Source organism: Pararhodobacter aggregans, assembly GCF_003075525.1.
Classification (GTDB): domain Bacteria; phylum Pseudomonadota; class Alphaproteobacteria; order Rhodobacterales; family Rhodobacteraceae; genus Pararhodobacter; species Pararhodobacter aggregans.
Window position 1 is genome coordinate 173,387 of sequence record NZ_QDDR01000006.1, and the last position, 22,652, is coordinate 196,038.

General features: G+C 68.7%; 22 protein-coding genes. 12 read left to right on the forward strand and 10 right to left on the reverse strand.

Features of this window, described 5'->3' with window-relative positions:
* Positions 1–112: 112 nt before the first annotated feature.
* From DDE23_RS12910 to DDE23_RS12930, 5 genes are all read right to left on the reverse strand, one after another.
* Complete coding sequence (locus DDE23_RS12910) at positions 113–424, reverse strand: SH3 domain-containing protein (protein ID WP_107752154.1); 312 nt, start codon at positions 422–424, stop codon at positions 113–115.
* A 46-nt stretch (positions 425–470) separates the two neighbouring features.
* Entirely contained in the window at positions 471–2,375 is a 1,905-nt protein-coding gene (locus DDE23_RS12915) for an adenylate/guanylate cyclase domain-containing protein (RefSeq protein WP_107752155.1), read from the reverse strand.
* A 434-nt stretch (positions 2,376–2,809) separates the two neighbouring features.
* Complete coding sequence (locus DDE23_RS12920) at positions 2,810–3,283, reverse strand: SRPBCC domain-containing protein (RefSeq protein WP_107752156.1); 474 nt, start codon at positions 3,281–3,283, stop codon at positions 2,810–2,812.
* A gap of 1 nt (position 3,284) precedes the next feature.
* Positions 3,285–3,488, reverse strand: coding sequence for a SlyX family protein (locus tag DDE23_RS12925; protein ID WP_107752157.1), 204 nt, complete (start codon positions 3,486–3,488; stop codon positions 3,285–3,287).
* Between the two features lie 31 nt (positions 3,489–3,519).
* Entirely contained in the window at positions 3,520–3,792 is a 273-nt protein-coding gene (locus tag DDE23_RS12930) for a DUF6455 family protein (protein ID WP_107752158.1), read from the reverse strand.
* 207 nt (positions 3,793–3,999) lie between these two features.
* Between DDE23_RS12930 and hisS the strand changes: the two genes are divergently transcribed.
* The 5 genes from hisS (at position 4,000) to DDE23_RS12955 (ending at position 9,222) form a co-directional block, all read left to right on the forward strand.
* A complete protein-coding gene (gene hisS / locus DDE23_RS12935; RefSeq protein ID WP_107752159.1) occupies positions 4,000–5,496 on the forward strand; it encodes a histidine--tRNA ligase in 1,497 nt (498 codons plus the stop codon).
* A gap of 2 nt (positions 5,497–5,498) precedes the next feature.
* A complete protein-coding gene (locus DDE23_RS12940; protein ID WP_170121860.1) occupies positions 5,499–6,602 on the forward strand; it encodes an ATP phosphoribosyltransferase regulatory subunit in 1,104 nt (367 codons plus the stop codon).
* Positions 6,599–7,288, forward strand: coding sequence for an ATP phosphoribosyltransferase (gene hisG / locus DDE23_RS12945; protein ID WP_107752161.1), 690 nt, complete (start codon positions 6,599–6,601; stop codon positions 7,286–7,288). The genes DDE23_RS12940 and hisG overlap by 4 nt, the downstream gene beginning before the upstream one ends.
* Positions 7,285–7,947, forward strand: a complete 663-nt coding sequence (locus DDE23_RS12950) for an HAD family hydrolase (protein ID WP_107752162.1) — start codon at positions 7,285–7,287, stop codon at positions 7,945–7,947. Before hisG ends, DDE23_RS12950 begins: the two co-directional genes overlap by 4 nt.
* Positions 7,948–8,088: 141 nt before the next feature.
* Entirely contained in the window at positions 8,089–9,222 is a 1,134-nt protein-coding gene (locus tag DDE23_RS12955) for a trypsin-like serine peptidase (RefSeq protein ID WP_107752163.1), read from the forward strand.
* A 36-nt stretch (positions 9,223–9,258) separates the two neighbouring features.
* Here the strand turns inward: DDE23_RS12955 and DDE23_RS12960 are convergent, their stop codons facing one another.
* Positions 9,259–9,684, reverse strand: coding sequence for a DUF1489 family protein (locus tag DDE23_RS12960; RefSeq protein ID WP_107752164.1), 426 nt, complete (start codon positions 9,682–9,684; stop codon positions 9,259–9,261).
* Between the two features lie 156 nt (positions 9,685–9,840).
* Between DDE23_RS12960 and DDE23_RS12965 the strand changes: the two genes are divergently transcribed.
* On the forward strand, positions 9,841–12,108 hold the full coding sequence (locus tag DDE23_RS12965; RefSeq protein WP_107752165.1) for an adenosylcobalamin-dependent ribonucleoside-diphosphate reductase: 2,268 nt from the start codon (positions 9,841–9,843) through the stop codon (positions 12,106–12,108).
* Between the two features lie 121 nt (positions 12,109–12,229).
* Here the strand turns inward: DDE23_RS12965 and DDE23_RS12970 are convergent, their stop codons facing one another.
* Positions 12,230–12,604, reverse strand: coding sequence for a winged helix-turn-helix transcriptional regulator (locus DDE23_RS12970; RefSeq protein ID WP_238149974.1), 375 nt, complete (start codon positions 12,602–12,604; stop codon positions 12,230–12,232).
* 86 nt (positions 12,605–12,690) lie between these two features.
* Here DDE23_RS12970 and DDE23_RS12975 point away from each other — a divergent pair, with 86 nt between their 5' ends.
* Positions 12,691–13,692, forward strand: a complete 1,002-nt coding sequence (locus DDE23_RS12975; RefSeq protein WP_107752167.1) for a saccharopine dehydrogenase NADP-binding domain-containing protein — start codon at positions 12,691–12,693, stop codon at positions 13,690–13,692.
* Between the two features lie 27 nt (positions 13,693–13,719).
* Here the strand turns inward: DDE23_RS12975 and DDE23_RS12980 are convergent, their stop codons facing one another.
* A complete protein-coding gene (locus DDE23_RS12980) occupies positions 13,720–14,421 on the reverse strand; it encodes a helix-turn-helix transcriptional regulator (protein WP_107752168.1) in 702 nt (233 codons plus the stop codon).
* A 76-nt stretch (positions 14,422–14,497) separates the two neighbouring features.
* Here DDE23_RS12980 and DDE23_RS12985 point away from each other — a divergent pair, with 76 nt between their 5' ends.
* Entirely contained in the window at positions 14,498–14,923 is a 426-nt protein-coding gene (locus DDE23_RS12985) for a DUF1761 domain-containing protein (protein ID WP_157958020.1), read from the forward strand.
* Between the two features lie 24 nt (positions 14,924–14,947).
* On the opposite strand, the gene DDE23_RS12990 is transcribed toward DDE23_RS12985, so the two are convergent.
* On the reverse strand, positions 14,948–15,736 hold the full coding sequence (locus DDE23_RS12990) for an enoyl-CoA hydratase/isomerase family protein (RefSeq protein ID WP_107752170.1): 789 nt from the start codon (positions 15,734–15,736) through the stop codon (positions 14,948–14,950).
* A 61-nt stretch (positions 15,737–15,797) separates the two neighbouring features.
* Positions 15,798–16,538 (reverse strand): TetR/AcrR family transcriptional regulator, encoded by a 741-nt coding sequence (locus tag DDE23_RS12995; protein WP_107752171.1) that lies wholly within the window; start codon positions 16,536–16,538, stop codon positions 15,798–15,800.
* Between the two features lie 163 nt (positions 16,539–16,701).
* On the opposite strand from DDE23_RS12995, the gene DDE23_RS13000 reads away from it, so the two are divergent.
* The 4 genes from DDE23_RS13000 to DDE23_RS13015 are packed head-to-tail and all read left to right on the forward strand — an operon-like array spanning position 16,702 to position 22,277.
* Positions 16,702–17,766, forward strand: a complete 1,065-nt coding sequence (locus DDE23_RS13000; RefSeq protein WP_107752172.1) for an ABC transporter substrate-binding protein — start codon at positions 16,702–16,704, stop codon at positions 17,764–17,766.
* Positions 17,767–17,786: 20 nt separating this feature from the next.
* Positions 17,787–18,884 (forward strand): ABC transporter ATP-binding protein, encoded by a 1,098-nt coding sequence (locus DDE23_RS13005; protein ID WP_107752173.1) that lies wholly within the window; start codon positions 17,787–17,789, stop codon positions 18,882–18,884.
* Positions 18,881–20,650, forward strand: a complete 1,770-nt coding sequence (locus DDE23_RS13010) for an ABC transporter permease subunit (protein WP_107752174.1) — start codon at positions 18,881–18,883, stop codon at positions 20,648–20,650. The genes DDE23_RS13005 and DDE23_RS13010 overlap by 4 nt, the downstream gene beginning before the upstream one ends.
* 19 nt (positions 20,651–20,669) lie before the next feature.
* Positions 20,670–22,277, forward strand: a complete 1,608-nt coding sequence (locus DDE23_RS13015; RefSeq protein ID WP_107752175.1) for a class I adenylate-forming enzyme family protein — start codon at positions 20,670–20,672, stop codon at positions 22,275–22,277.
* The last annotated feature ends 375 nt before the right edge of the window (positions 22,278–22,652 follow it).

Here is a 22,652-nt window from a genome sequence, read left to right on the forward strand (position 1 = left end):
GGTGGCGACCGATTTTTCCGGGCGGGCTGACCTTTCCTGCGGCCGGGACCGTGCCGCCCCATGCGAAACGGGCCCCCGAAGGGGCCCGTTCGCTGGTCCGGCCAGGGCAGGATCAGTAGCGCGGATAGCTCGGCGCCGGGGCGGGCTGGTGGCCGTAGCCGCCGCCATACGAGCAATGGGCGTTCGAATCCGAGACATAGCGGCCCGAGAGCCAGCCGTAGCCGCCCTGCCATTCGGCCCGCACCCAGCCGTCCTGCCATTCATAGGTGGTGATGGCGGCGCAATGGGGCAGGGTGGCGATGACCGGGTAATAGGCCGAGGGGCCGGAGCGGAAGTTGACCCCGGCGGTGGTCCAGGAATCGGCGGCCGAAGCGGCGGCGGGGATCAGGGCGAGGGTAGCGGCGATCAGGGCGTTGCGGAGCATGGGGCGGTCCTTTCGGGTTGGCGGCGTCATTGCCGATGAACCCACCCTAGGGCCGGGGCGCGCGGCGCTCAGTTCCCGGGGGAACAGGGGCGCTCCGGCTCAGGCTGTCGTCGGCGAGGGTGAAGACCTCGACGCTGCCGAAGCTGCGCAGGTCCTGGGGACCGAGCGGGCGCAGCGCGATGCTGGTCTGCGCCGCGGTGCCAGGACCGATGATAAGCGCGGGGCCGAGGCTCTTGCCCGCCTGTTCCAGCCGCGCCGCCAGGTTCACGCAGGCGCCATGCGCCGTGTAGTCGATCCGCGCGCCCGAGCCGACATCGCCTAGGATCGCCTCGCCCGTCTCGACGCCGATCCGGGTGCGGCCGATGCCCAGCTCGGTGCGCAGCGCCTCGGTCTCGCGCAGGATTTCGGCCGCGGCCCTCAGCGCGGCATCGGCATGGCCCGGCTGGTCGAGCGGCGCGTTGAACAGCGCATGCACCGCGTCGCCGACGATCTTGTCGATCATCCCGCCATGGTGGAGGATCGCCGCCGAGACAGCGGCGAAATAGCGGTCGAGCGTGGCGATCAGCACCTCGGGCTCCAGCCGCTGGGTGGCGGCGGTGAAGCCCTCCAGATCGGTGAACAGCGCCGTAACCTCGCGCCGCTCGCCGCTGAGCCGCAGCAGCCGCGGGTTCGAGGCTAGGCGCGCCACCACCACCGGCGGCAGCAGTTGCCCCATGCGCTGACGCAGCGCCCGCTCGGCCCGGGCGGTCAGCGCCGCCTGCATCAGGATGGCGACGCTGGCGGCCAGCAACAGGCCCAGCCCCGGCAGGAGCGGATCATGGAGCCGGTTGTCGGCCAGATAGGCCGCGAGCGAGGCGCTACTCAGGGCAAGGGCCAACCCCAAGGCGGTGGCGAAACCCCAGAGCGGCGCCAGAGGCGGCAGGGCCAGGGCCAGGGCGAGCCCGGCAAGCGCCAGCGCCAGCGCCTCGGTCAGCGGCGCCTTGGCCGGACGCCAGGGCAGCGTGCCCGACATGAGGTCGGTGGTGAGATCGGCGGCGATCTGCACCGAGGGATAGAGCGGATCGGCGGCGGTAGGCCTGAGCCCGCCCCGCTGCGGCACCGAGGAGCCGACGATCACCAGGCTGCCCCGGAAGGCGAGGGCCAGACTCTCGGCCGACAGGGCCTCCTGCAAAAGGACCCGTGCGTCGAGCGTGCGCAGGTCCCGCGCCAGCGCGGGCCGGGGCCTGAGGCGCAGCGTACCCGCCCGGTCGAGCGGCACCCCGGCGGCGCCGAGCCGCAGGCTCGAGGCCCCGTCGCCCGCGATCAGTGGCGCGGGCAGGTCGCGAAAGCGCCGTACCAGTTCGACGGGCAGCGAGGGATAGCCCAGCCCGGCCACGGTGACGGCGGCGGGAACGCGGCGCACCCGCGCCTCGGCATCGCCGGGCAAGGAGAGCGAGGCGAGGCTGACGCCGGGGGCGAGGAAGCCGGGGCAGGGCCCCTCGGCTCCGGGGGCGGCCCAGAGGGCGGGGGCCGCGACCTCGGCCAGCGCCAGCGCCGGGGCGGGGCCGGGCAGGGGCTCGGGCCGCGTGGCCAGCAGGAAGCCCAGAACGCTGGGGCTGCGCGACAGGGCGGCGGCGAGGGCGATATTGGCGGTCTCGGGGCCGCAGCCCCCGGCGAAGACCATGTCCCAGCCGATCAGCCCGGGCTCAAGCGCGGCAAGGCGCGCGGCAAGCCGGGCGGAGGCGGCGCGCGACCAGGGATCGCCGCGGTCGTCGGTGCGGGGGATGTCGATGACGAGGATCCGGGTGTCGGGGTCGGATGCGGGCGCCGGGGCGAGCAGGATCAACGCGTCGAGCGCCCGCTCCTGCCAGCGCAGCAAGGCCGGAGGCTGCACCAGCAGCAGGGCCGCACCAAGGAGGCAGAGCGCGCCCGCCGTCGCCCCGGCCAGCCAGCGGCGGGGCAGGTCAGTCATGGGCGCGCGGTCGGGCGGGGAGTGTCGGGCGCAGGGCGGATCCTCCGGGCTGGTCGGGCGGAGAGTGATCCGCCGCGGCGGGCGGTGTCAATCGCCCGCTGAGCGGCGGGAGGCACGCTCCCACCCGCCCACCCCGCGCGCCTCCCGCCGCGGAGAGGGCAGCGCTCGGGGAGGCCCCGGGGGCCTTCTGCCCCCGGACCCCCGAGGATATTTGCAGAACGAAGATGAGGATCAAGCGCCCTCTGTTCTCCATCTTTGTTCTGAAAATATCCTCGGGAGGATTTTCAAGGAGGGTGGAAAACCCTCCTTGAAGCGGGGGGCCCGGGGGGCGGCAGCCCCCCGGTCTTCTGGTTTATCTGGGGCGGCAGCCCCCCGCCTTCCGAGTCACCTGGGGCGGAAGCGGCCCGGCTATCGGGCCGCCCGGGCGCGCCGGCTCAGCCGTCCTCTGCCAGCACTGTCTCCAGCCGGACGAAGCTTTCCTCCATCCCTTCCACCAATCCCCCCGCCAGCATCTCGTCGCGGGCCGCCGGATCGGGGAAGGTCATGTGCAGCATGAGCCGCGTGCCGGTTCCGTCCGGGGCCAGAAGCGTCTCGACCACATTCTCGGGCGAGGGATCGGGCAGGTGCAGGCGCTCGACATGCAGCATCCGCCAGGGCGGTTCGGCCTCGATCACCTCGCCGGTCAGGGTCAGCGTGCGGCCCATCCGGTCGGACCATTCGACATGCATCAGCCCGCCGGCCTTCGCCGCGAACTGGCAGCGGACCATGGGCCAGCCGGGCGGGCCCAGCATCCAGCGGGTCAGGAGGCCCGCGCGGGTCAGCGCGTCCCAGACCCGGGCGGGCGTCGCCTCCAGCCGCCGGGTCAGGACCAGCGACGAGGCGCCTTCGCGGGTGACCTGGGTCAGCATGTCACCAATGCGGCGGGCGCTGGTCGGTGAGCGGGATCTGGGTGCCCGCCTCGGCCTCGCGCTCGGCCTCGCGTTCCATCAGCATGCCGGTGCGATAGGTCAGCCGGTCGAGCTGCAGCCCCTGGGCGCGGACGATATCCGACAGGTCCTCGACCGCGCGGGTGAGGTGGGCGATGCGTTCTTCGAGGTCTTCGATCCGGGCCATGCGCCCATGATGCGCCGGGCCGCAGCCCGGGTCAATCGGCCGGGTGCCGCGCCTGCAGCTTCTCGAGCGGGGCCCGGTTCTTGCAAAAGCTGGGCGGTGTCCGGGCCTTGCCGTCGCGGCTGGCGAGATAGAGCGCGCAATAATCGGGCGCCCGGCAATGGGCGCATTTCGACAGCATGCCCGACAGCCGGTCGGGCGTGACCTCGTCGTCGCGGATCGCCTCGGCCAGCGGGATGTCCAGCGCCTCGACCATGCGCCAGAACAGCAGGTGATCGTCGGGGATTTGCGAAAGGCTCCGGGACATGGGGTACTCCTTACTGAGCGCGGGCCGTGGGATCGGCCGGCGCGGGAATGGTTAATGATCCCTAAGCCTATAGGGGTGTTTGCGGCAGCAATGGGGCGGGATCGGGGGGAAAGCAGGACCCCGGGTGCCTGACCGGCGGGATCGCCGGTTCTTGCCGCGGCGGCCCCCTTCGGCTAGACCACGCGCGGACAGATCCGGGTAGTATCCATGAGCCAGACCAAGCAACGCCGTCCCAAGGCCGAGACGCCCAAGGGGTTCCGCGACTATTTCGGCGCCGAGGTGACGGCCCGCAAGGAGATGCTGGACCGCATCGCCCGGGTCTATCATCGCTATGGCTTCGACCCGCTGGAGACCTCGGCGGTGGAGACGGTCGAGGCCCTGGGCAAGTTCCTGCCCGATGTGGACCGCCCGAACGAGGGGGTTTTCGCCTGGCAGGAAGACGGCGGCGCGGAGGGCAAGGCGGGCGACTGGCTGGCGCTGCGCTATGACCTGACGGCGCCTCTGGCCCGGGTCGCGGCGCAGTACCGCAACGATCTGCCCAGCCCCTACCGGCGCTATGCCATGGGGCCGGTCTGGCGCAACGAGAAGCCCGGACCGGGGCGGTTCCGCCAGTTCTATCAATGCGATGCCGATACGGTCGGGGCCTCGACCGTGGCCGCCGATGCCGAGATCTGTGCCATGCTGGCGGATGTCTTCGAGGATCTGGGCCTGGGCGGCGATTTCGTCGTGCGCATCAACAACCGCAAGGTGCTGAACGGCGTGATGGAGGCGGCGGGGGTGTTGGACCCCTCCGATCCGTCGAAGTTCGAGGCCGAGCGCGGGATCGTCCTGCGCGCCATCGACAAGCTGGACCGGCTGGGCGAGGACGGGGTCCGCGCGCTGCTGGGCGAGGGGCGCCGCGACGAGTCGGGCGATTTCACCAAGGGGGCGGGGTTGCTCGCGTCCTCGGCCGATGTGGTTCTGGCCTTCACCGCCGCCCGCCGCGACACCGGCGCCGCCACCTGCGCCGAACTCCGGCGGCTGGTGGGAGAGTCGAAGGTCGGCGCGGAAGGCGTTGAGGAACTTGAAGAAATGGCCGCGCTGCTGGCCGATCAGGGCTATGGCTCGGACCGGGTGGTCATCGACCCCTCGGTGGTGCGGGGCCTTGGCTACTACACCGGCCCAGTCTTCGAGGCCGAGCTGACGTTCGAGATCCTCGACGAAAAGGGCCGCAAGCGGCAATTCGGCTCGGTGGCCGGGGGCGGGCGCTATGACGATCTGGTCAAGCGCTTCACCGGGCAAGCGGTGCCGGCGACCGGGATTTCCATCGGCGTGGACCGGCTGCTGGCGGCCTTGCAGGCCAAGGGTCGGGTCGTGGCCGATACCTCGGGGCCGGTCGTCGTCACGGTGATGGACCGGTCGCGAATGTCTGACTATCAGAATATGGTTGGCGAGTTGCGCCGGGCCGGTATCCGGGCCGAGGTCTATCTCGGCAATCCAAAGAACTTCGGCAACCAGTTGAAATACGCGGATAAACGCGGATCACCGGTGGCCATCATCCAGGGCTCGGACGAGGCGGCGCGGGGCGTGGTGCAGGTCAAGGATCTGGTGCTGGGCGCCAGGATCGCCGAGAGCGCGACGCTCGAGGAATGGAAGGACCGCCCGGCGCAGGTCGAGGTGCCGGTGGCCGATCTGGTCGCCACGGTCAGGGGCATGCTGGGATGAAGATCGTCACGCCTGCGGCCCGGGCCGAGGGGCAGCGGCTGTTCGGCGCCTTCCAGACCTGGGGCGCGGTGCCGGTCGAAGCGGCGGTGCTGCAACCGGCCGAGACGCTCTTGGACCTCTATGGCGAGGATATCCGCGCCCGCGCCTATGTCACGCAGGACCCGGTGCGGGGCGAGATGATGCTGCGCCCCGATTTCACCGTGCCGGTGGTGCAGGCGCATATGGCGGGCGGCGCCGAGCCTGCGCGCTATTGCTATCTGGGCGAGGTGTTCCGCAAGCAGGAGGACGGCGGCGCGCGCGCCTCGGAGTACCTGCAGGTCGGCTACGAGGTCTTCGACCGCGACCAGCCGCTGCGGGCTGATGCCGAGGTTTTCGCGTTGTTTTCCCGCATGTTGGCGGGGAAAGGTCTGCGTGCGGCGACCGGCGATATCGGCATCCTCATCGCCGCGGTGAAGGGTCTTCCGACCAGCGACACCCGCAAGGCGGCGCTGATGCGGCACCTCTGGCGGCCGCAACGCTTCCGGGCGCTGCTGGAGCGTTTCGCGGGTCGCGCGCCGCTGCCCAAGGGGCGGGCCGAGCTGCTGGCGCGGCTGGCGAAGGGCGATCCGGTGGCCAGCGAGGCGCCGCAGATCGGCCTCAGAAGCCGGGCCGAGATCGAGGTCCGGATGGCGAAACTGGCCGAGGATGCGGCAACGGCGCCCATTCCGGGCGATGTGGTCGACGCGCTGGAAGCCTTGATCCAGCTCTCAGAAAAGTCCCGCAAGGCCTTGGAGGATATGCGGAAACTGGCGTCGGTCCTGCCCTGGATCGACCCGTCGCTGGACCTGTTCGAGGAACGGCTCTCGGTCCTGGCCGCGCATGGCGTGGATGTCGCCTCGCTCGATTTCGAGGCCTCCTACGGCCGCACGACGCTGGAATATTACGACGGTTTCGTCTTCGGCTTCTACGCCGAGGCGCGGCCGGACCTGCCGCCCGTCGCCACCGGCGGGCGCTATGACGCGCTGACCGCGGTGCTGGGCGCCGATCAGAACGGGGGCCGCTCGATCCCGGCGGTGGGCGGCGTGATCCGTCCGGCGCTGGTCGTGGAACTGGAGGGCCGGGCGTGAGCGTGAAGATCGGCGTGCCGTCCAAGGGGCGGCTGATGGAAAAGACCTTCGACTGGTTCGCCGCGCGCGGCATCGCCATGAAGCGGACCGGGGCCGAGCGGGAATATTCCGGCGCGGTGGAGGGGATCGAGGGCGTGGATCTGGTGCTGCTCAGCGCCTCGGAGATCCCGCGCGAACTGGCCGCGGGGCGCATCCATCTGGGCGTGACCGGGACTGACCTCGTTCGTGAAAAATTGGGCAATGGCAACGACTTGGTGGACGAACTTGCGCCGATGGGTTTTGGCCATGCCGATCTGATCGTCGCCGTCCCCGACTGCTGGGTCGATGTCGAGACGCTGGACGATCTGGACGCGGCGGCGGCGGCGTTCCGGGCGGACCACGGCTTCCGGCTGCGGATCGCGACCAAGTATCACCGGCTGGTGCGCGATTACCTGCGCGCCCATGGCGTGGCCGATTACCAGCTGGTCGACAGCCAGGGCGCGACCGAGGGCACGATCCGCAACGGCACCGCCGAGGCGGTGGCGGATATCACCTCGACCGGGGAAACCCTGCGCGCCAACCATTTGAAAATCCTGGATGGCGAGCCGGTGCTGCGCTCGCAGGCGACGCTTTTCGCCTCGCGCGTGGCGCCCTGCGATGCGGCCGAGGCCGCGGCGCTGGCCGCGTTGAAGGCGCGGCTGGCATGAGCGGCGCGATCGAGGGGATCGAGGGCGTCCGGGCCATTGTTTGGGATTTCGACGGCGTGCTGAACCGCGCCGGACGGCCGGACAAGGCGGGGATCTTCCCATGGCAGGCCAAGGTGGCCGAGGAATTGGGCATCGACGCCGCCGCGATGGCGCAGGCGGTCTTCGGCCGCGACAAGGCGGCCCTGTTCACCGGCAAGGACGACGTGCTGGACCGGATCGCCCACTGGGCCGAGGGGGCGGGCGTCGATCTCGACCCCGGCGACGTGCTGGAGATCTGGTTCGAGGCCGACCACGACCCCGATCCCGAGTTGGACCGCGTGCTGGACCTGCTGGCCGAGGCGGGGGTCGTCCAGGTGATCCTGACCAACAACGAAGCCCGACGCGCCCGCTGGATCGCCCAGGATGCGGGCTGGGCCGAGCGGGTCGATGCGCTCTTCGCCTCGGGCGAGACCGGGGTGATGAAACCCGCGGCCGAGGCCTTTGCCGCGGTCGAGACGGCGCTCGACATGGCGCCGCATGAGATTCTGCTGATCGACGACACCCCCCGCAATGTCGAGGCGGCCGAGAAACGCGGCTGGCTGGGCTGGGATTATCAGGCGGGCGGGGCGATGGCGCTGGTTCAGGCGCTGATGCCGTTGTTGCTGAAAGCGGAGCGATAGGGCGGCGGGACGGATTTTCCAGTCCTTCCGCTCTTGACCGGCGGGAAGTCGCTCCCTTAGCATGCGCCGCTGCCGTTAACCTTGCTTGCAATCCATTTCCAGAGAAGGGCGCGCCTGTCGCCCTATCCAGGGGGTATTCCGATGAACCATTCCAGACTGGCGATGCTTGGCCTCGCTTTGACCCTTGCCGCGGGACCAGCGCTGGCGCAGCGGGTCGTTGAATTCGACGTCACGCCGCGCACCTTCTCGCACAGTGATTTTTCGACCGTCGAGGGGCGGCGCGCGGTGCAGCCCTTGCCCTTCGCAACCTATGACAGCAGCAGTCCGAACCGGATGCGCAGCGATACCGGCGCGCCGAGTGTCAGCCCCGGCCGGCCGCCGGAGGCGGGCTCCGCCCAGCGGGCGCAGGCGCTTTATCCCGACCAATGGGCCCTGCTGGCCGCGCCTCCGACGCGTGAGGGCGCCCGTCCTTCCGCCGGCGATCCGGCCGCGCCCGAGGGCGGGGTCGATTTCCTGGCCGGTTCCTCGGCCGGCTCCAGCCGCAGCAATTTCGCCGGCACCACCGGCGTCTTCACCCAATATTGCGAGAATTGCGACGCGGCGAATGTGAACTATCCGCAGATTGCGATCGGGGCGCTCTTTTTCGACATCGCCAGCGGCGGCAGCGCCAGCTGCTCGGCCTCGGTCATCGGCAGCAACACCATCGTGACGGCGGCGCATTGCTGCTACGACCACGATGCCGAGGCGAACAACACCAACTTCACCTTCGTGCCGGCCTATCGCGACGGGGCGGCGCCGGTCGGCTCGTTCGCGGGCATCCGGGCGCGGGTGCTGGGCGCCTATCGCAACAATCCCGGCCGGGCGAACGACCTGTGCGTGATCCGTCTGGCCCCCGACGCCGGGGGCAATCAGGTCAGCTTCTACACCGGCTGGCTGGGGACCGCGGAGAACTTCGACTATTACCAGAACATGCATGCCGTGGGCTATCCGGGCAATCTGGGCGGTGGTCAGTTCCAGCAGGTCTGCACCGCCACCGGCAGCCGTCCGCCGCAGGGCTGCGAGCGCAACAACGTGCTGAACATGGGCTGCTCGATGACCTATGGCTCCAGCGGCGGGCCGTGGATCCTCTATTATCGCAACGGCAGCTACGTCAATTCGGTGGTGAGCGGCTATGACAACGTCAGCTGCACCGGCGATTTCGGCACCGTGTTCAACGGTCCGCGGTTCGCTTCGAACAACCTGGGCACGCTCTGCGATTCCCCCGGCTGGTGCTGAGGGCCCTCTGACACCTGGCTGGTGCTGCCCCCGGGGTCAGCGCCAGCCGAATTCCGCCAGGGCCTCGGCCAGTTCCGGCGGCAGCACCTCCTCGCCGGGGCGCGCTTCGGGCAGGTCGCGCGGCGCGTCCTCGGGCTTGAGATAGCGCCAGCCCTGAAAGGGGCGGCGCGGCGCCGGTTCGGTGCGGATCAGCGCCGGATCGAAGACCAGCGCACAGCGGTTGATGCCGTCCGTGCCCTCGACCGGATCGAGGCGCAGGATGCGTTGGCGCACCAGCACATTCCCCTTGATGATCCAGTAGATCGAGCCGCCGTCCAGCACCTCGTCGGCGCGTTTGGGCCACATGCGGGTGACATGGCGGGGCAGGCCGCCGGGCAGTTCGGCGGCGCGTTCTTGCTGCCAGAGGGCGAGATCCTCGACCGACTCGCAGCCGACACAGAGCTTGAGGATGTGCAGGGCCATGGCCCCTTATCCTCCCGCCTGCCGCCCGCCGCAAGGCCCCGCCCGGCGTTGACGCTGGCTACGTCCCGGACTATGTTTGCCGGGGGCGCGGTCATGCTTTGTTCATGCTGCGCCCCTCCGCTTTCCAATACTTCCCGAGCCCGACAGGACCCTCTCATGAGCCGTTTTTCCGCCCCCATCGCCGAGCAGATCTGGGACATGAAATACCGGCTGAAAGACGGATCCGGCCGGCCGCTCGATGCCTCGCTCGAGGATTCGTGGCGCCGGGTGGCGCGGGATCTGGCCTCGGTCGAGGCCACGCCCGAGGTCTGGGAAGAGCGATTCTATACCGCGCTCGAGGATTTCCGCTTCCTGCCCGCGGGGCGGATCCTGGCCGGCGCCGGGACCGGGCGGCAGGTCACGCTGTTCAACTGCTTCGTCATGGGCACCATCCCCGACAGCATGGGCGGCATCTTCGAGATGCTGAAAGAGGCTGCGCTGACCATGCAGCAGGGCGGCGGGATCGGCTATGATTTCAGCACCATCCGGCCCAAGGGTGCGGTGGTGCACGGGGTTGCGGCCGATGCCTCGGGGCCGCTGAGCTTCATGGATGTCTGGGACGCGATGTGCCGCACGATCATGTCGGCGGGCTCGCGCCGGGGGGCGATGATGGCGACCATGCGCTGCGACCACCCGGATATCGAGGAATTCATCGCCGCCAAGCAGGATTCGGCCCGGCTGCGGATGTTCAACCTGTCGGTGCTGGTGACGGACCCGTTCATGGAGGCGGTGAAGGCGGGCGGCAGCTGGGATCTGGTGTTCGGCGGCCGGGTCTATCGCACGCTGGAGGCCCGCGATCTGTGGAACCGGATCATGAAGGCGACCTACGATTACGCCGAGCCGGGCGTGATCTTCATCGACCGGATCAACACCGCCAACAATCTGCGCTATGCCGAGACCATCGCCGCGACGAACCCCTGCGGCGAGCAGCCGCTGCCGCCCTATGGCGCGTGCCTCCTGGGCTCGATCAATCTGGCGCGGCTGGTGAAGGCACCTTTCGAGGCCGGCTCGGGGATCGAGGCGGCGGAGCTGGACGAGCTGGTCCGCACCGCCGTCCGGATGATGGACAACGTGGTCGATGCCTCGAAATTCCCGCTGCCGCAGCAGGCGGCCGAGGCCGTGGCGAAGCGCCGCATCGGGCTGGGCGTCACCGGGCTGGCCGATGCGCTGCTGATGATGGGCCTGCGCTATGGCTCGGACGAGGCGGTGGCCCAGACCGAGGCCTGGATGCGGGCGATTGCCCGCGCCGCCTATCTGGCTTCGGTCGATCTGGCGCGCGAGAAGGGGGCGTTCCCCCTGTTTGACGCCGAGAAATATCTCGCCAGCGGCACCATGCAGGCGATGGATGCCGATGTGCGCGAGGCGGTGCGCGAACATGGCATCCGCAACGCGCTGCTGACCTCCATCGCGCCGACCGGCACGATCAGCCTTTACGCCGGCAACGTCAGTTCGGGGATCGAGCCGGTCTTCGCCTATGCCTATCGCCGCAAGGTGCTGCAACCCGACGGCTCGCGCACTGAGGAAGAGGTCGTGGATTACGCCGTCAGCCTCTGGCGACAGAAATTCGGCGAGACGCCCTTGCCCGACCATTTCGTCAGCGCCCAGACCCTGGCGCCGATGGACCATGTGAAGATGCAGGCGGCGGCGCAGAAATGGATCGACAGCTCCATTTCCAAGACCATCAACTGCCCAGAGGATATCGGCTTCGAGGCGTTCAAGGACGTCTATCTGGCGGCCTGGGACCTGGGCTGCAAGGGCTGCACCACCTACCGGCCGAATGCGGTGACGGGCTCGGTGCTCACGGTCAGCGAAAAGGCCGAGGCCGTGCCGCAGGCCGAGACGGGGGCCGAGGTGATCTACCTGTCCGAGCCCCTCGACCGGCCCGAGGCGCTGGAAGGCCAGACCTACAAGCTGAAATGGCCGGTCAGCGAACACGCGATCTACATCACCGTCAACGATATCGTCGTCGGCGGGCGGCGCAGGCCCTTCGAGGTGTTCATCAATTCCAAGAACATGGAGCATTACGCCTGGACCGTGGCCCTGACGCGGATGATCTCGGCGGTGTTCCGGCGCGGCGGCGACGTGTCCTTCGTGGTCGAGGAACTGAAAGCGGTCTTCGACCCGCGCGGCGGCGCCTGGATGGGCGGGCGCTACGTGCCCTCGATCCTGGCGGCGATCGGCGACGTGATCGAGGAACATCTGGTCGCCATCGGCTTCATCGAGGGCGCGGGGCTGGGGCTGAAATCCGATCCCAAGGCCGGGGCGGCGGTCGCCGTCGCCGGAGGGGCGAAGCCCAAGGCCTGCCCCAGCTGTGGCGCTTATGAGCTGGTGATGATCGAAGGCTGCATGACCTGCCGCGCCTGCGGGCATTCGAAATGCGGGTGAGGGCGGGTCTTTCGGCGTTGCGCTGAAAGACGTCCTGACAGGCCGGAACGTTCATCGACACACCGCCGGGGCCGAGGCTCCGGCGTTTTTGCATGGCGGGCTCGGGCGCCGGCATTCCGCGTCACTTCCCGGCGTCGGCCCCAGTGTCGGCCCCGGTGTCGGCCCCGGCGTCGGCGAAGTCCTCGACGGCGGCCCAGTCGTAAAGGTCCGAGAGGATCCCGCGCAGGCCTTCGCCGCGGGGGGTGAGGGCGTAGGTGACCTCGCGCGGGTAGACATTGGTTTCCTCGCGCCGCACCAGGTCGCGGCGGGTCATGCCCGCCAGCCGCTCGGTCAGCACCTTGGGCGAGATCCGCGGCAGCCGCGCCTGCAGTTCCGAATAGCGCTTCGGCCCGCCCGAGAGGTGCCAGAGCAGGAGGGCGTTCCAGCGGTGGCCCAGAAAGCCCAGCCAATCCTCGGCCAGGCATTCGTCGGGGCGGCAGATGGTCGTTTCTGGCATCGGGCTTCCCATTTGGTTAGTCCTGAGTCGCTGTGATTTCAGCGCGCGGGGACCTGTTGCGGGTCCGGTAGCGCAAGGGATGCGGCATGAACAGGATACTCATCATCGGCGGCTATGGCCATGTCGGCCAGAAGATCGCCCGGCGTCTGATCGCCGCGGGGAAGTCGGTGACGATTGCCGGACGGGATGCGGGCAAGGCCGCTGCGGCGGCGGGGCGGCTTGGCTGCCAGGGGGGGACGCTCGATCTGTCGCGGCCCGACAGCTGGGAGGGGCCGCTGGCCGGGGCCGAGGTGGTGATCTGCTGCCTCGACACCGAGAGCGCCGATTTCGCGGGCGCGGTGCTGTCGCGCGGGCTCGCCTATCTCGACATTTCCGCCACCGATCGGGTGCTGCGGCGGATCGAGGCGCTGGATGGTCTGGCACGGGACAAGGACGCGCTGGCGGTGCTGTCGGTCGGGCTGGCGCCGGGGCTCACCAACCTGCTGGTCCGCGAGGCGCGCGAGCGCTGCCCCGAGGCGACGCGATTCCGCATCGGCGTGCTGCTGGGGCTGGGCGACAGCCATGGTCCGGCGGCGATCGACTGGACGCTGGCCAGCCTGGCGCCGCTGGGGCGCGGGGATATCCAGCCGCTGCGCTTCGGGCGGGACCGGCGGGCGCAGCCGACGATCCCCTTCGATTTCGCCGATCAGCACAGCCTGATGCGCCGGGGATATCGCCGGGTGGAAACGCGGCTGGCGCTGGCCTCGCCGCTGATTTTTCCCTGGTCGCTGCGGCTGTTGGCCTGGATCGCGGGGCGCAAGGGGCTGCGCAAGGCGCTGGCGGCGAGCATGCCCTTCCTGCGGATCGGCAGCGACCGGACGGCGCTGGTGGTGGAGGCGTTTGCGGCAGACGGTTCGGCCCCCGCCCTGCGCCTGACGCTGGAGGGTCGGCAGGAGGCCGAGGTGACGGCGCTGGTCGCGGCCGAGGTGGCGCTCAGGCTGCCGGAACTGTCTGCGCGCGGCGTCCGGCATCTGGACGAGCTGCTGCGCTATGACGACCTGCGCCAAGTGCTGGCCGGGCAGGGGATCGCGCGGGAGGCGCGCGGCTGAGGTCTGGCGGGGCCCCCCCAGGCCTCGTCACCCCGGGGCGGTCCGGTCTTCGTCGGCCAGCTGCGCCAGATATTGGCGCAGCAAGGTCACGCGCCTGGGCCGGAAGCTCTGGTCCGTGGGGGTGGCGCTCTGGATCCGGTCAGCCCTGAACATGCGGAAATCCGCACGCAGGCAGCACCAGGCGAGGACCGTCATGGTCCTGTCGCTGTGCACGATGGCCAGCGGCAGGATCCGGCGGTTGCTGAGCGCGCCGGTCAGGGCATGGTAGCGGATCTCAAGCGCCTCCTCCTTCCAGGAGGCCTGGCGGATCACGTCCAGCGGGCCGAGCGCGCCATAGCGCATTTCGGGCCGGTAGACTTGCGAGATGGCGTGGACCAGATGCCGCTCGCCGCTGTCGGGCAAGGAGGCCGCGACCTTGGCCAGCACGGATGCCGCCGCCGCTGCCAGCATCGGCTCGCCCATGTGCCGCACTTCGGCCATGCCGAGGGCGATGGCCTCGATCTCGTCGCGCGAAAAGCTCTGCGGGGGCAGGGCGAAATCCTCGGTCAGCCGGTAGCCATAGCCGCGCTCGCCCTCGATCCGCGCCCCCGCCGCCCTGAGGCTGTCGATGTCACGATAGAGCGAACGCAGCGAGACTCCGGTTTCCTCGGCCAGACGCCGGGCGGTGATCGGGGGCGCCATGCTGCGCATCGCCTGCAGGAGCCGCAAAAGCCTGTCTGTCCGTGCCATCGTCCAACTGCCGCAAACTGTCAGTTACCCCCGTCTAAAGCAGGATCCGTCGCACAGCACCGAAAAAGGAACGACCATGCTGGCCCATCTTGCCGAAATCCGCTGGCTTCCCGTGATCGCGGGAACCCTTGTCTACGCCGTTCTCGGCGGGCTCTATTTCATGGTGCTGGTGCCGCGGCAGTACCTCTATGTCACCGGGCGCGAGCATCTGCCGAAAGAGGAACAGCAGGTCGCGGGCGCGATCTTCATCCTCGGCCCGCTCCTGTGCTCGCTGGTCATGGTCATCGCCGACGCCTGGCTGATCGCCGCGCTTGGCGTCACCACCTTGGGCGAGGGGGCCGGGCTGGGGCTGGCGGTGGGTCTGGGCTTTCTGCTGCCCATGACCTTCACCATCGCCATCAACCCGCTGTTTCCGCGGCCGATCCTCTACGGGCTGCTGAACGCGCCCTATTTCGTGGTGGCGAACCTGATCGCCTGCCTGGTCCTGGTCGCCATCCCGTGACGCCGGTCCGGGACCGGGCGCCGGCTATGCGTCGGGGCGGAACTTGTCCGGTATCGCGTCCGAGCCGTTCGACAGCCGCTGAAAGCGGTCGATGGCCCGGATCAGGCGATAGCTGCGGGCGTTGTCCTGAAGGTCGGACAGCGCCAGCGTCTCCATCTCGGCGCGCAAGGCCAGCGGCGGGTGGCTGGCGATCCTTTCGGCCAGCGCCAGGGCGCGGGGGCCCGCGTCGTCGCCATCCGTGACTTCGTTCACCAGAAAGCAGCGGCGCGCTTCCTCGGCGTCGAGGGGCTCGCCGGTCAGGGATAGCTGCATGGCGATGGCGCGCGGCAGCATCTGCAGGATGCCCGACATCGCCGCCGCCCCCGCCATGCCATAGGAGATCTCCGGCAGGCCGAATTGCGCGTGGCGCGAGGCGATGCGGATATCCGCCAGCCGACAGGCATAGATGAAGCCCTGGCCCAGGCACCAGCCGTTGATCGCCGCGACCACCGGCTTGTTGCGGCGCAGTTCCAGCACGTCGCGGTCCCAGCCGGGCTGGTCATCCTCGACCGATTCGTCGCGGCGCGCGCCCAGCGTGCGGCGCACTTCCTGCGGGGGCGTCAGCGTCGCGCGTTCGCGCTTGATGTCATCTCCGGCCGAGAAGGCCCGGACCCCCGCGCCCCTCAGCACCGCCACCCGCGCCGAATCATCGGCCTCGAAGGCGCGCAGCGCCCGGCAGAGGTCGCGGTGCAATTCCGGCGTCAGCAGGTTGAGCGGGCCGTTGTCCAGCACGATCTGCGTGACGCCGCCGGACGAGGAGGTGAGGATGGGCATGGGCTGCGGGGTCCTACGTCTAAGGTTTCGCCGTGACTCTTTCTAAATTTTCGACACTATGTCAATAATCTTGTTGCGACCGAAGCTGCATCTCGGCCAGCAGGGATCGTTCCCAAATATCTGAAATAGCTGATGAAAAGTCTTCCGTGCGCGGAAGGGTGGCGTTGAGCCGCTCGCTGGCATAGGTGAAACGCTCGCGCGCAGCGGCCTCGGTCATGGCGATCAGCATCAGGGTCAGGGCCTCCATGTGTTCCTGACTGGCTCGCGACAGCTCCACCAGTCCGGTTGCCGACAGCCGTTTGGCGACCTGTCGGGCGAGGCGGGTGTTCATCTCGTGCCGCATGGCCGCGAACTCGGGCAGGTTCGGTGCCACGCTTTCGAGCGCGGCATAGAGATGGGCGTTGGTCTCGTGCATGCGGCAATAGCGCAGGTTCGCGTCGCGGATGACGGCCAGGACCGATTCGGCGCGGCGCGGTTGCCGGGACTCGCGCCATTTCATGCCGGAGAATTCGCGTAGCAATTGCACGAGGATATCACTTAAATCATTGAAGTATGTATAAAAAGTCGGGCGGGAGACACCGGATGCCGCGGCGATGTCGCCGATCGCCGCCCCCGTCACGCCCCGTTCCTTCAGCAGCGCCGAGAGGGAGGCGAGCAGCTGAAACCGGGTTCTTTCGCGCTTTGGCAGCGCCTGCGAGCCGGCTTGTTCCAGAAGCCACGAGGAGAAATCCTCGCCCGTCGCGCCGCCGTCTCCGGCCGCTTCCGTGCTCGCCTTTGTCATCATGTCCCGCTGACCTGCCATGTCGTCACATCCTCAGACTGCCTTTCGCGTTCCGCCCCCTGACCGCGGCCCGGGGGTGGGAAATCGCGCTCTCCCCAAGCGAAAACATAATTGACTAACTGTCAATACCGGGTAAGCATTCCCAACGTAAACCACCCACCGACCCGCACAACAGGAGTTTGAGATGACGACCTATCCCCGCTTCACCAGACGCGCCGCCCTGCGCGGCGGCATGGCAGCCGGCACCGCGCTTCTGATGGCGCCCTATGTGCGGCCCTCCTACGCGCAGGAGAACCGTCTGGTCTGCCGCGACGCCGGTGTCGGCACCACGTTCCAGGACATCTATGCCCGCCCGTTCTACGAGGCGACCGGGATCGAGGTGGTGGGGGTCGTCAGCCAGACCGAGCCCGTCGGCATGATCAAGCAGATGGTCGAGACGCAGACCTATACCTGGGACATGGCCAGCGGCATGAGCGATGCGGCCGCCTATCAGCTTGTCACCGACGGCGAGTATCTGGAGACGCTGGACCTGAGCGCGGTGCCGGTCTGGGCCAAGGTGCCCGATCAGTTCAAGACCGAGCATTTCGCGGCCTCGGCGGTCGTGGCCTCGTGCATGGCGCTGAACACCGAGGCGGCCTCGCGCCCCGGCTCCTGGGCGGATTTCTGGAATGTCGAGGCCTTCCCGGGCCGTCGGGCGCTGCGGGGCTTCCCGCTGGACACGATCGAATTCGCGCTGATCGCCGACGGGGTGGCGCCGCAGGATGTCTATCCCTGTGACCTGGACCGGGCCTTTGCCAGCCTCGACCGGATCAAGGACCATATCGACGTCTGGTGGGCGAACGGGGCGCAATCCGCGCAGCTGCTGCAGAACGGCGAGGTGGATTTCCTCAACACCTGGAACGGCCGCGCGCAGCCCCTGATCGACGGCGGCCTGCCCATCGCCATCAACTTCAATGAATCGCTCTGGGGCGGCAGCGGTTTCATCGTGCTCAAGGGCGGGCCGAAGGTCGATCTCTGCCGCCAGTTCATTGCCTTCTGCCTCGAGGCGCAGCAGCAGGGCGCCTATAGCAACGCCACCGGCTACGGTTTCACCAACCCCGATGCGCTGGCCTTCGTCAGCGAGGAGGTGGCGCCGAAACTGCCGACGCATCCCGACAATTCGACCAATTATGTCGCCGTCGACTACCGCTACTGGGCCGCGGCGCGTGCCGAGGCCGTCGACCGGATGAACGCCTGGCTTCTCGACTGACGGGCAAGGGTACAAGCATCGTGACCAAAGAGCAGACAACGAAGCTGGAGATCCGTGGCATCACCAAGAGCTACGGCAAGACTCTGGCGCTCGGATCGACCGATCTGGTCGTCGAGAAGGGTGAGTTTCTCACCCTTCTCGGCCCCTCGGGATCGGGCAAGACCACCCTTCTGATGATGATCGCGGGCCTGACCGAGCCCAGCGGCGGGCGGATCCTGATTGATGGCGTCGATGTGACCGACCGCCCCAGCAGCGAGCGCAACATCGGCGTGGTGTTCCAGAATTACGCGCTGTTTCCGCATATGACCGTGGCCGAGAACGTGGCTTTCCCGCTGAAGATGCGCCGGCGCCCGGCCGACGAGATCGCCGCCGCGGTCAGGGACGCGCTGGCCATCGCCCAGCTGAACGAGCTGGCGGGCCGCTACACCGACGAATTGTCGGGCGGCCAGCAGCAGCGCGTGGCGCTGGCGCGGGCCATCGTCTTTCGTCCGGCGCTGGTGCTGATGGACGAGCCGCTGGGCGCGCTGGACAAGCGGCTGCGCGACGATCTGAAGGAAGAGATCCGGCGCATGCACCGTCAGCTTGGCACGACCATCGTCTATGTCACGCATGACCAGGACGAGGCGATGATGCTGTCCGATCGCATCTGCCTGATGGACAAGGCGCAGGTGGTGCAGGTCGATCCGCCGTCCCGGCTCTACAACGCTCCGACATCGCGCTTTGCCGCGGATTTCCTGGGGGAATCCAACCTGTTGCACGCGCAGGTGGTCAGCACCTCGACCGAGGGTCTTGTGCTGCGGCTGACGGGCGAGGGCGTCGCGATCAACGCCGCCCCGGCGCCGGGCCTGTCCGAAGGGGACGAGGTGCTGGCGATGATCCGGCCGGAACGGCTGCGTCTGGCAGGCGCTGGCGAGGCGGGGGCGATCCCGGCCGAGGTCACCGCGATGCTGGATCTGGGCGGCGTGCACCGGCTTCGCGCCTCGCTCGCGGGTGGCACGAAACTGCGCGTCACGCTTCTGGGTCAGCGGCAGGCCATGGCCGAGGCCGGGTCACGCATCGCGCTTGCGGTCGATGCGAGCGACGTGGTGGTGCTGGGCCCCGAGGCGGTGGCGTCATGAGCGACCGGGCCCAACCCGCCCCGAAACCCCGCGCCTCCGGTGCCCGCCGTCCGGCGCTGCGCACTCTTGCGCTGGCCGCGCCCGTCATCCTTCTGCTGCTGCCGTTCTTCGTCTATCCCACCGTCTCGTTCCTGCTGCGTGCGTTCGACACGCCCGAGGGTCAGCCCTGGTACGCGAATTTCGAGCGGTTCTTCACCGCCTCGGCCTATGGGCGGGTGCTGGCCGAGACGCTCATCATCTCGGCCTGGGTGACGCTGGCCACGGTTCTGGTGGCCTATCCCGTCGCCTATGTGCTGGCCCGGGCCCCCAGACGCAGCAAGTCGTGGTGGGCGCTTTTCATCCTGCTGCCCTTCTGGTCCAGCTTTTTGGTGCGGACCTTCGCGCTGGTCCTGATCCTGGGGCGCAACGGGCCGCTCAATGATGCGGCCATGGCCATCGGTCTGGTCGACAGCCCGATGAGCCTGCTGTTTTCCCGCGGCGCCGTGCTGGTCGGGATGACCAGCGTCATGACGCCCTTCGCGGTGCTGACCATGATCGGCGTCTTCGAGCGGATCGACCGCGTCCTGACCCCCGCGGCCGAGACGCTGGGCGCGCGGCCCTCGCAGGCCTTCTTCCGCATCTACCTGCCGCTGTCGATGCCCGGCGTGACCGCCGCGGCGCTGCTGGTCTTCGTCACCTCGATCGGCTTCTTCATCACACCGGCGCTGCTGGGCTCGCGCTATGAGACGATGATCGCCCAGCCCATCATCCAGCAGGTGCTGGATCTGGGGAACTGGTCATTCGCCGCGTCGATGTGCGTGATCCTCTTCGTCATCACCATCGCCGTCTTCGTGCTCTATGACCGGCTGGTCGGCATCTCGAGCCTGGTGCAGCAGGGCGGCGGTCAGCGCCGGCGCGGGGGCATCGGCGCGCGGCTGGCGACGCGGGTCTTTGACACCCTCGGCGACGGGTTCGCCGCCCTTGGCCGTCTGCTGCCGTTGCGGGGCGGCAAGGGCAGGGGCGGGGCGCGGGCGGTGGCCGGTTTCTCGGTCTTCGTGCTGCTGGTCCTCAACGTGCCGGTGCTGTTCCTGCTGCCGGTCTCGGTCACCGAAAGCGCCTTCGTGTCCTGGCCGCCCAGCGGCTTCACCCTGCAATGGTACGCCCAATTCTTCGACATGCCGATCTGGCTGCAGGGCACCACGCGCTCGTTCCTGGTGGCGTTCGGCACCTCGCTCCTGTGCTTCCTGATCGGCGTGCCCGCGGCCTTCGCCATGCTGCGCCTGTCGGGGCGCAAGGCGGCCGCGCTGATGGTGCTGATCGTCTCGCCCATGGTGCTGCCCAAGATCGTCATCGCCGTGGGGCTCTTCTATCTTTACGCCCGGATCGGCCTTGTCGGGACCGAGATCGGCCTGGTGCTGGGGCATACCGTGGTGGCGCTGCCCTATTTCTTCATCTCGCTGGTCGCGGTGCTGAAATCCTATAACTGGCGGCTCGACGATGCCGCGGCCTCGCTTGGCGCCTCGCCCTGGAAGGTGCGCCGCCATATCACCCTGCCGCTGATCTCGACCGGGCTGATCTCGTCGGCGATCTTCGCCTTCGTGGTCTCGCTTGATGAGCTGAACATCGCGCTCTTCACCTCGGGCGGGCTCGCCTCGACCCTGCCCAAGCTGATGTGGGAATCGGCGACTGTCGGCTTCACGCCGCTGCTGGCCGCGGTCTCGACCATGTTCCTGCTGTTCCTGACCGTTGTCGTGTTGAGCGGCCTCTATCTGGGCCGCCGCCGTTGAAATCCGAGGATGTGACCAAGTGACTGACCTGCCGACAGATCCCGTGCTGAAGACCGTTTCGGGCGCCAGCATCGCGCCGCCCTTCCCGAATATCGGCGCCTTCATCCACGATTGCGCCCGGCGCTTTGCCGATACCATCGTCATCGATTGCTTCGAGGATGACGAGCGCCTCACCTATCAGGCCTATGACCGGCTCTCGAACAGCGTGGCCAACGGGCTCGAGGCGCTGTCGGTGGGGCCGGGCGACAAGGTGGCGACGATGATGGCCAACAGCATCGCCTATCCGGTGATCTGGGCCGGTCTGTCGAAGCTGGGGGCGGCCATCGTGCCGGTGCCGACCAGCTACACCGCCGCCGAGCTGGACTACATCCTCGGCGATTCCGAGGCCGTGGCGCTGATCGTCGATGACGAATTCCTGCCGCTCTTCGAGGGGTTGCGGGCCGGGGGCAAATACGCCGATCTCCTTGTCATCCGTCGCGGCGGCGCGGGGCTGCCCGATGTGGCCGGCCTGATGGCCGGGGACGACAGCCCGCGGGATCTGTCGGGGATCGGGCCCGACGCCATCAACGGGCTGCAATACACCTCGGGCAGCACGGGCAGTCCCAAGGGCTGCATCGTCACACAGGATTACTGGATGCTGCTGGGGCGCTCGCTGGGGGCCAATATCCGCAGCCCGATCCGCACGATCCTGTCGCCGCATTCGTTCAATTACATGAATGGCCGCAACCTGTTGCTGACCATCATGGAGCGCGGCGGCACCTTCTATCTGGGGCGGCGGCCCAGCACCAGCAAGCTGCTGGGCTGGATCCGTGATCTGGGCATCCATTTCACCTTCTTCCCCTCGATCGCGCTGACCCAGCCGGAAAGCCCGGACGAGGCCGATACGCCGCTGATGGAGGTCTCGCTCAGCGCCTCGCCCCCCTCGGTGCACCGCGAATTCGCCCGGCGCTTTCCGGGCGTGAAGGCCTTCGAACTCTACGGCATGACCGAGGTCGGCGCGGTGCTGGCGGGCGATCCCGACGATCCGGCGTTCTTCGCCTCGGGTCGGCTCGGGGTCGAGATGCTGGGCCGGGCGGTGACGATCCGTGATCCCGAGGGCAACGAATGCCCGCCGGGCGTGGCGGGCGAACTCTGGGTTGCCGGTCCCGCGATGTTCAAGGGCTATTACGGCCGACCCGAGGCCACAGCCGAGGTCTTCCGTGGCCCCTGGGCGCGGACCGGGGACAGCGTGCTGCGCGGCGAGGATGGCTACATCCGCTTCATCGGCCGCATCAAGGATATCGTCCGGCGCAGCAACGAGAACATTTCCGCCCTCGAGGTCGAGACGGTCGGACGCGAGGCTGCCTGCATCGCCGAATGCGCCGTGGTGCCCGAGCCCGATGCCGAGCGCGGCGAGGAGGTGAAGATCTTCATCCGCCTGGCCGAGGGCTGTCAGGCCGACCGCGCCCTGGTCGAGGCGCTCGACGCCCATTTCCGCGCCCGCCTCGCGGCCTTCAAATGCCCCCGCTATTACGCCTTTGTCGAGGATTTCCCCCGCACCCCGTCGCAGAAGATCCGCAAGGGCATCCTGCGCAGCGAGCCCCAGCCGACGATCTTCGCGCTGGATGCCAAGGGGCTGCGCGGCTAGCGGCGGAGGGGGGCCGGGTGGTCGCGGTGGCCGGGCCGGGCCTCAGAAAGGGCGCCTGACCAGCCTGCCTCGTCGGCTTCCGGCCTTGGCTGTGGACATTGGTCCGAGCGCCGCATGAGGGGTGGCCAGGGTCCGCCGGTCTTCGCGGGACCGGCAATCCGGCGGGGGCAGTCCCGACGCCTCGCCCCCCGCTTCCCGGCCTGCGCAGCATTGCTGACGCACCGAACCAGAACGGCGCCTTTGCGGGGGTATGCTCGTAACCATCCGACATGCCGAACGACTTTTGTCTGGCGGTGGCGGCAGCTACCTGCCGGCAACTGGCTCGGACATGACAGGAGATCCTGCGCTGTCGGGGCTGATCCCGGCGCCAAGGAC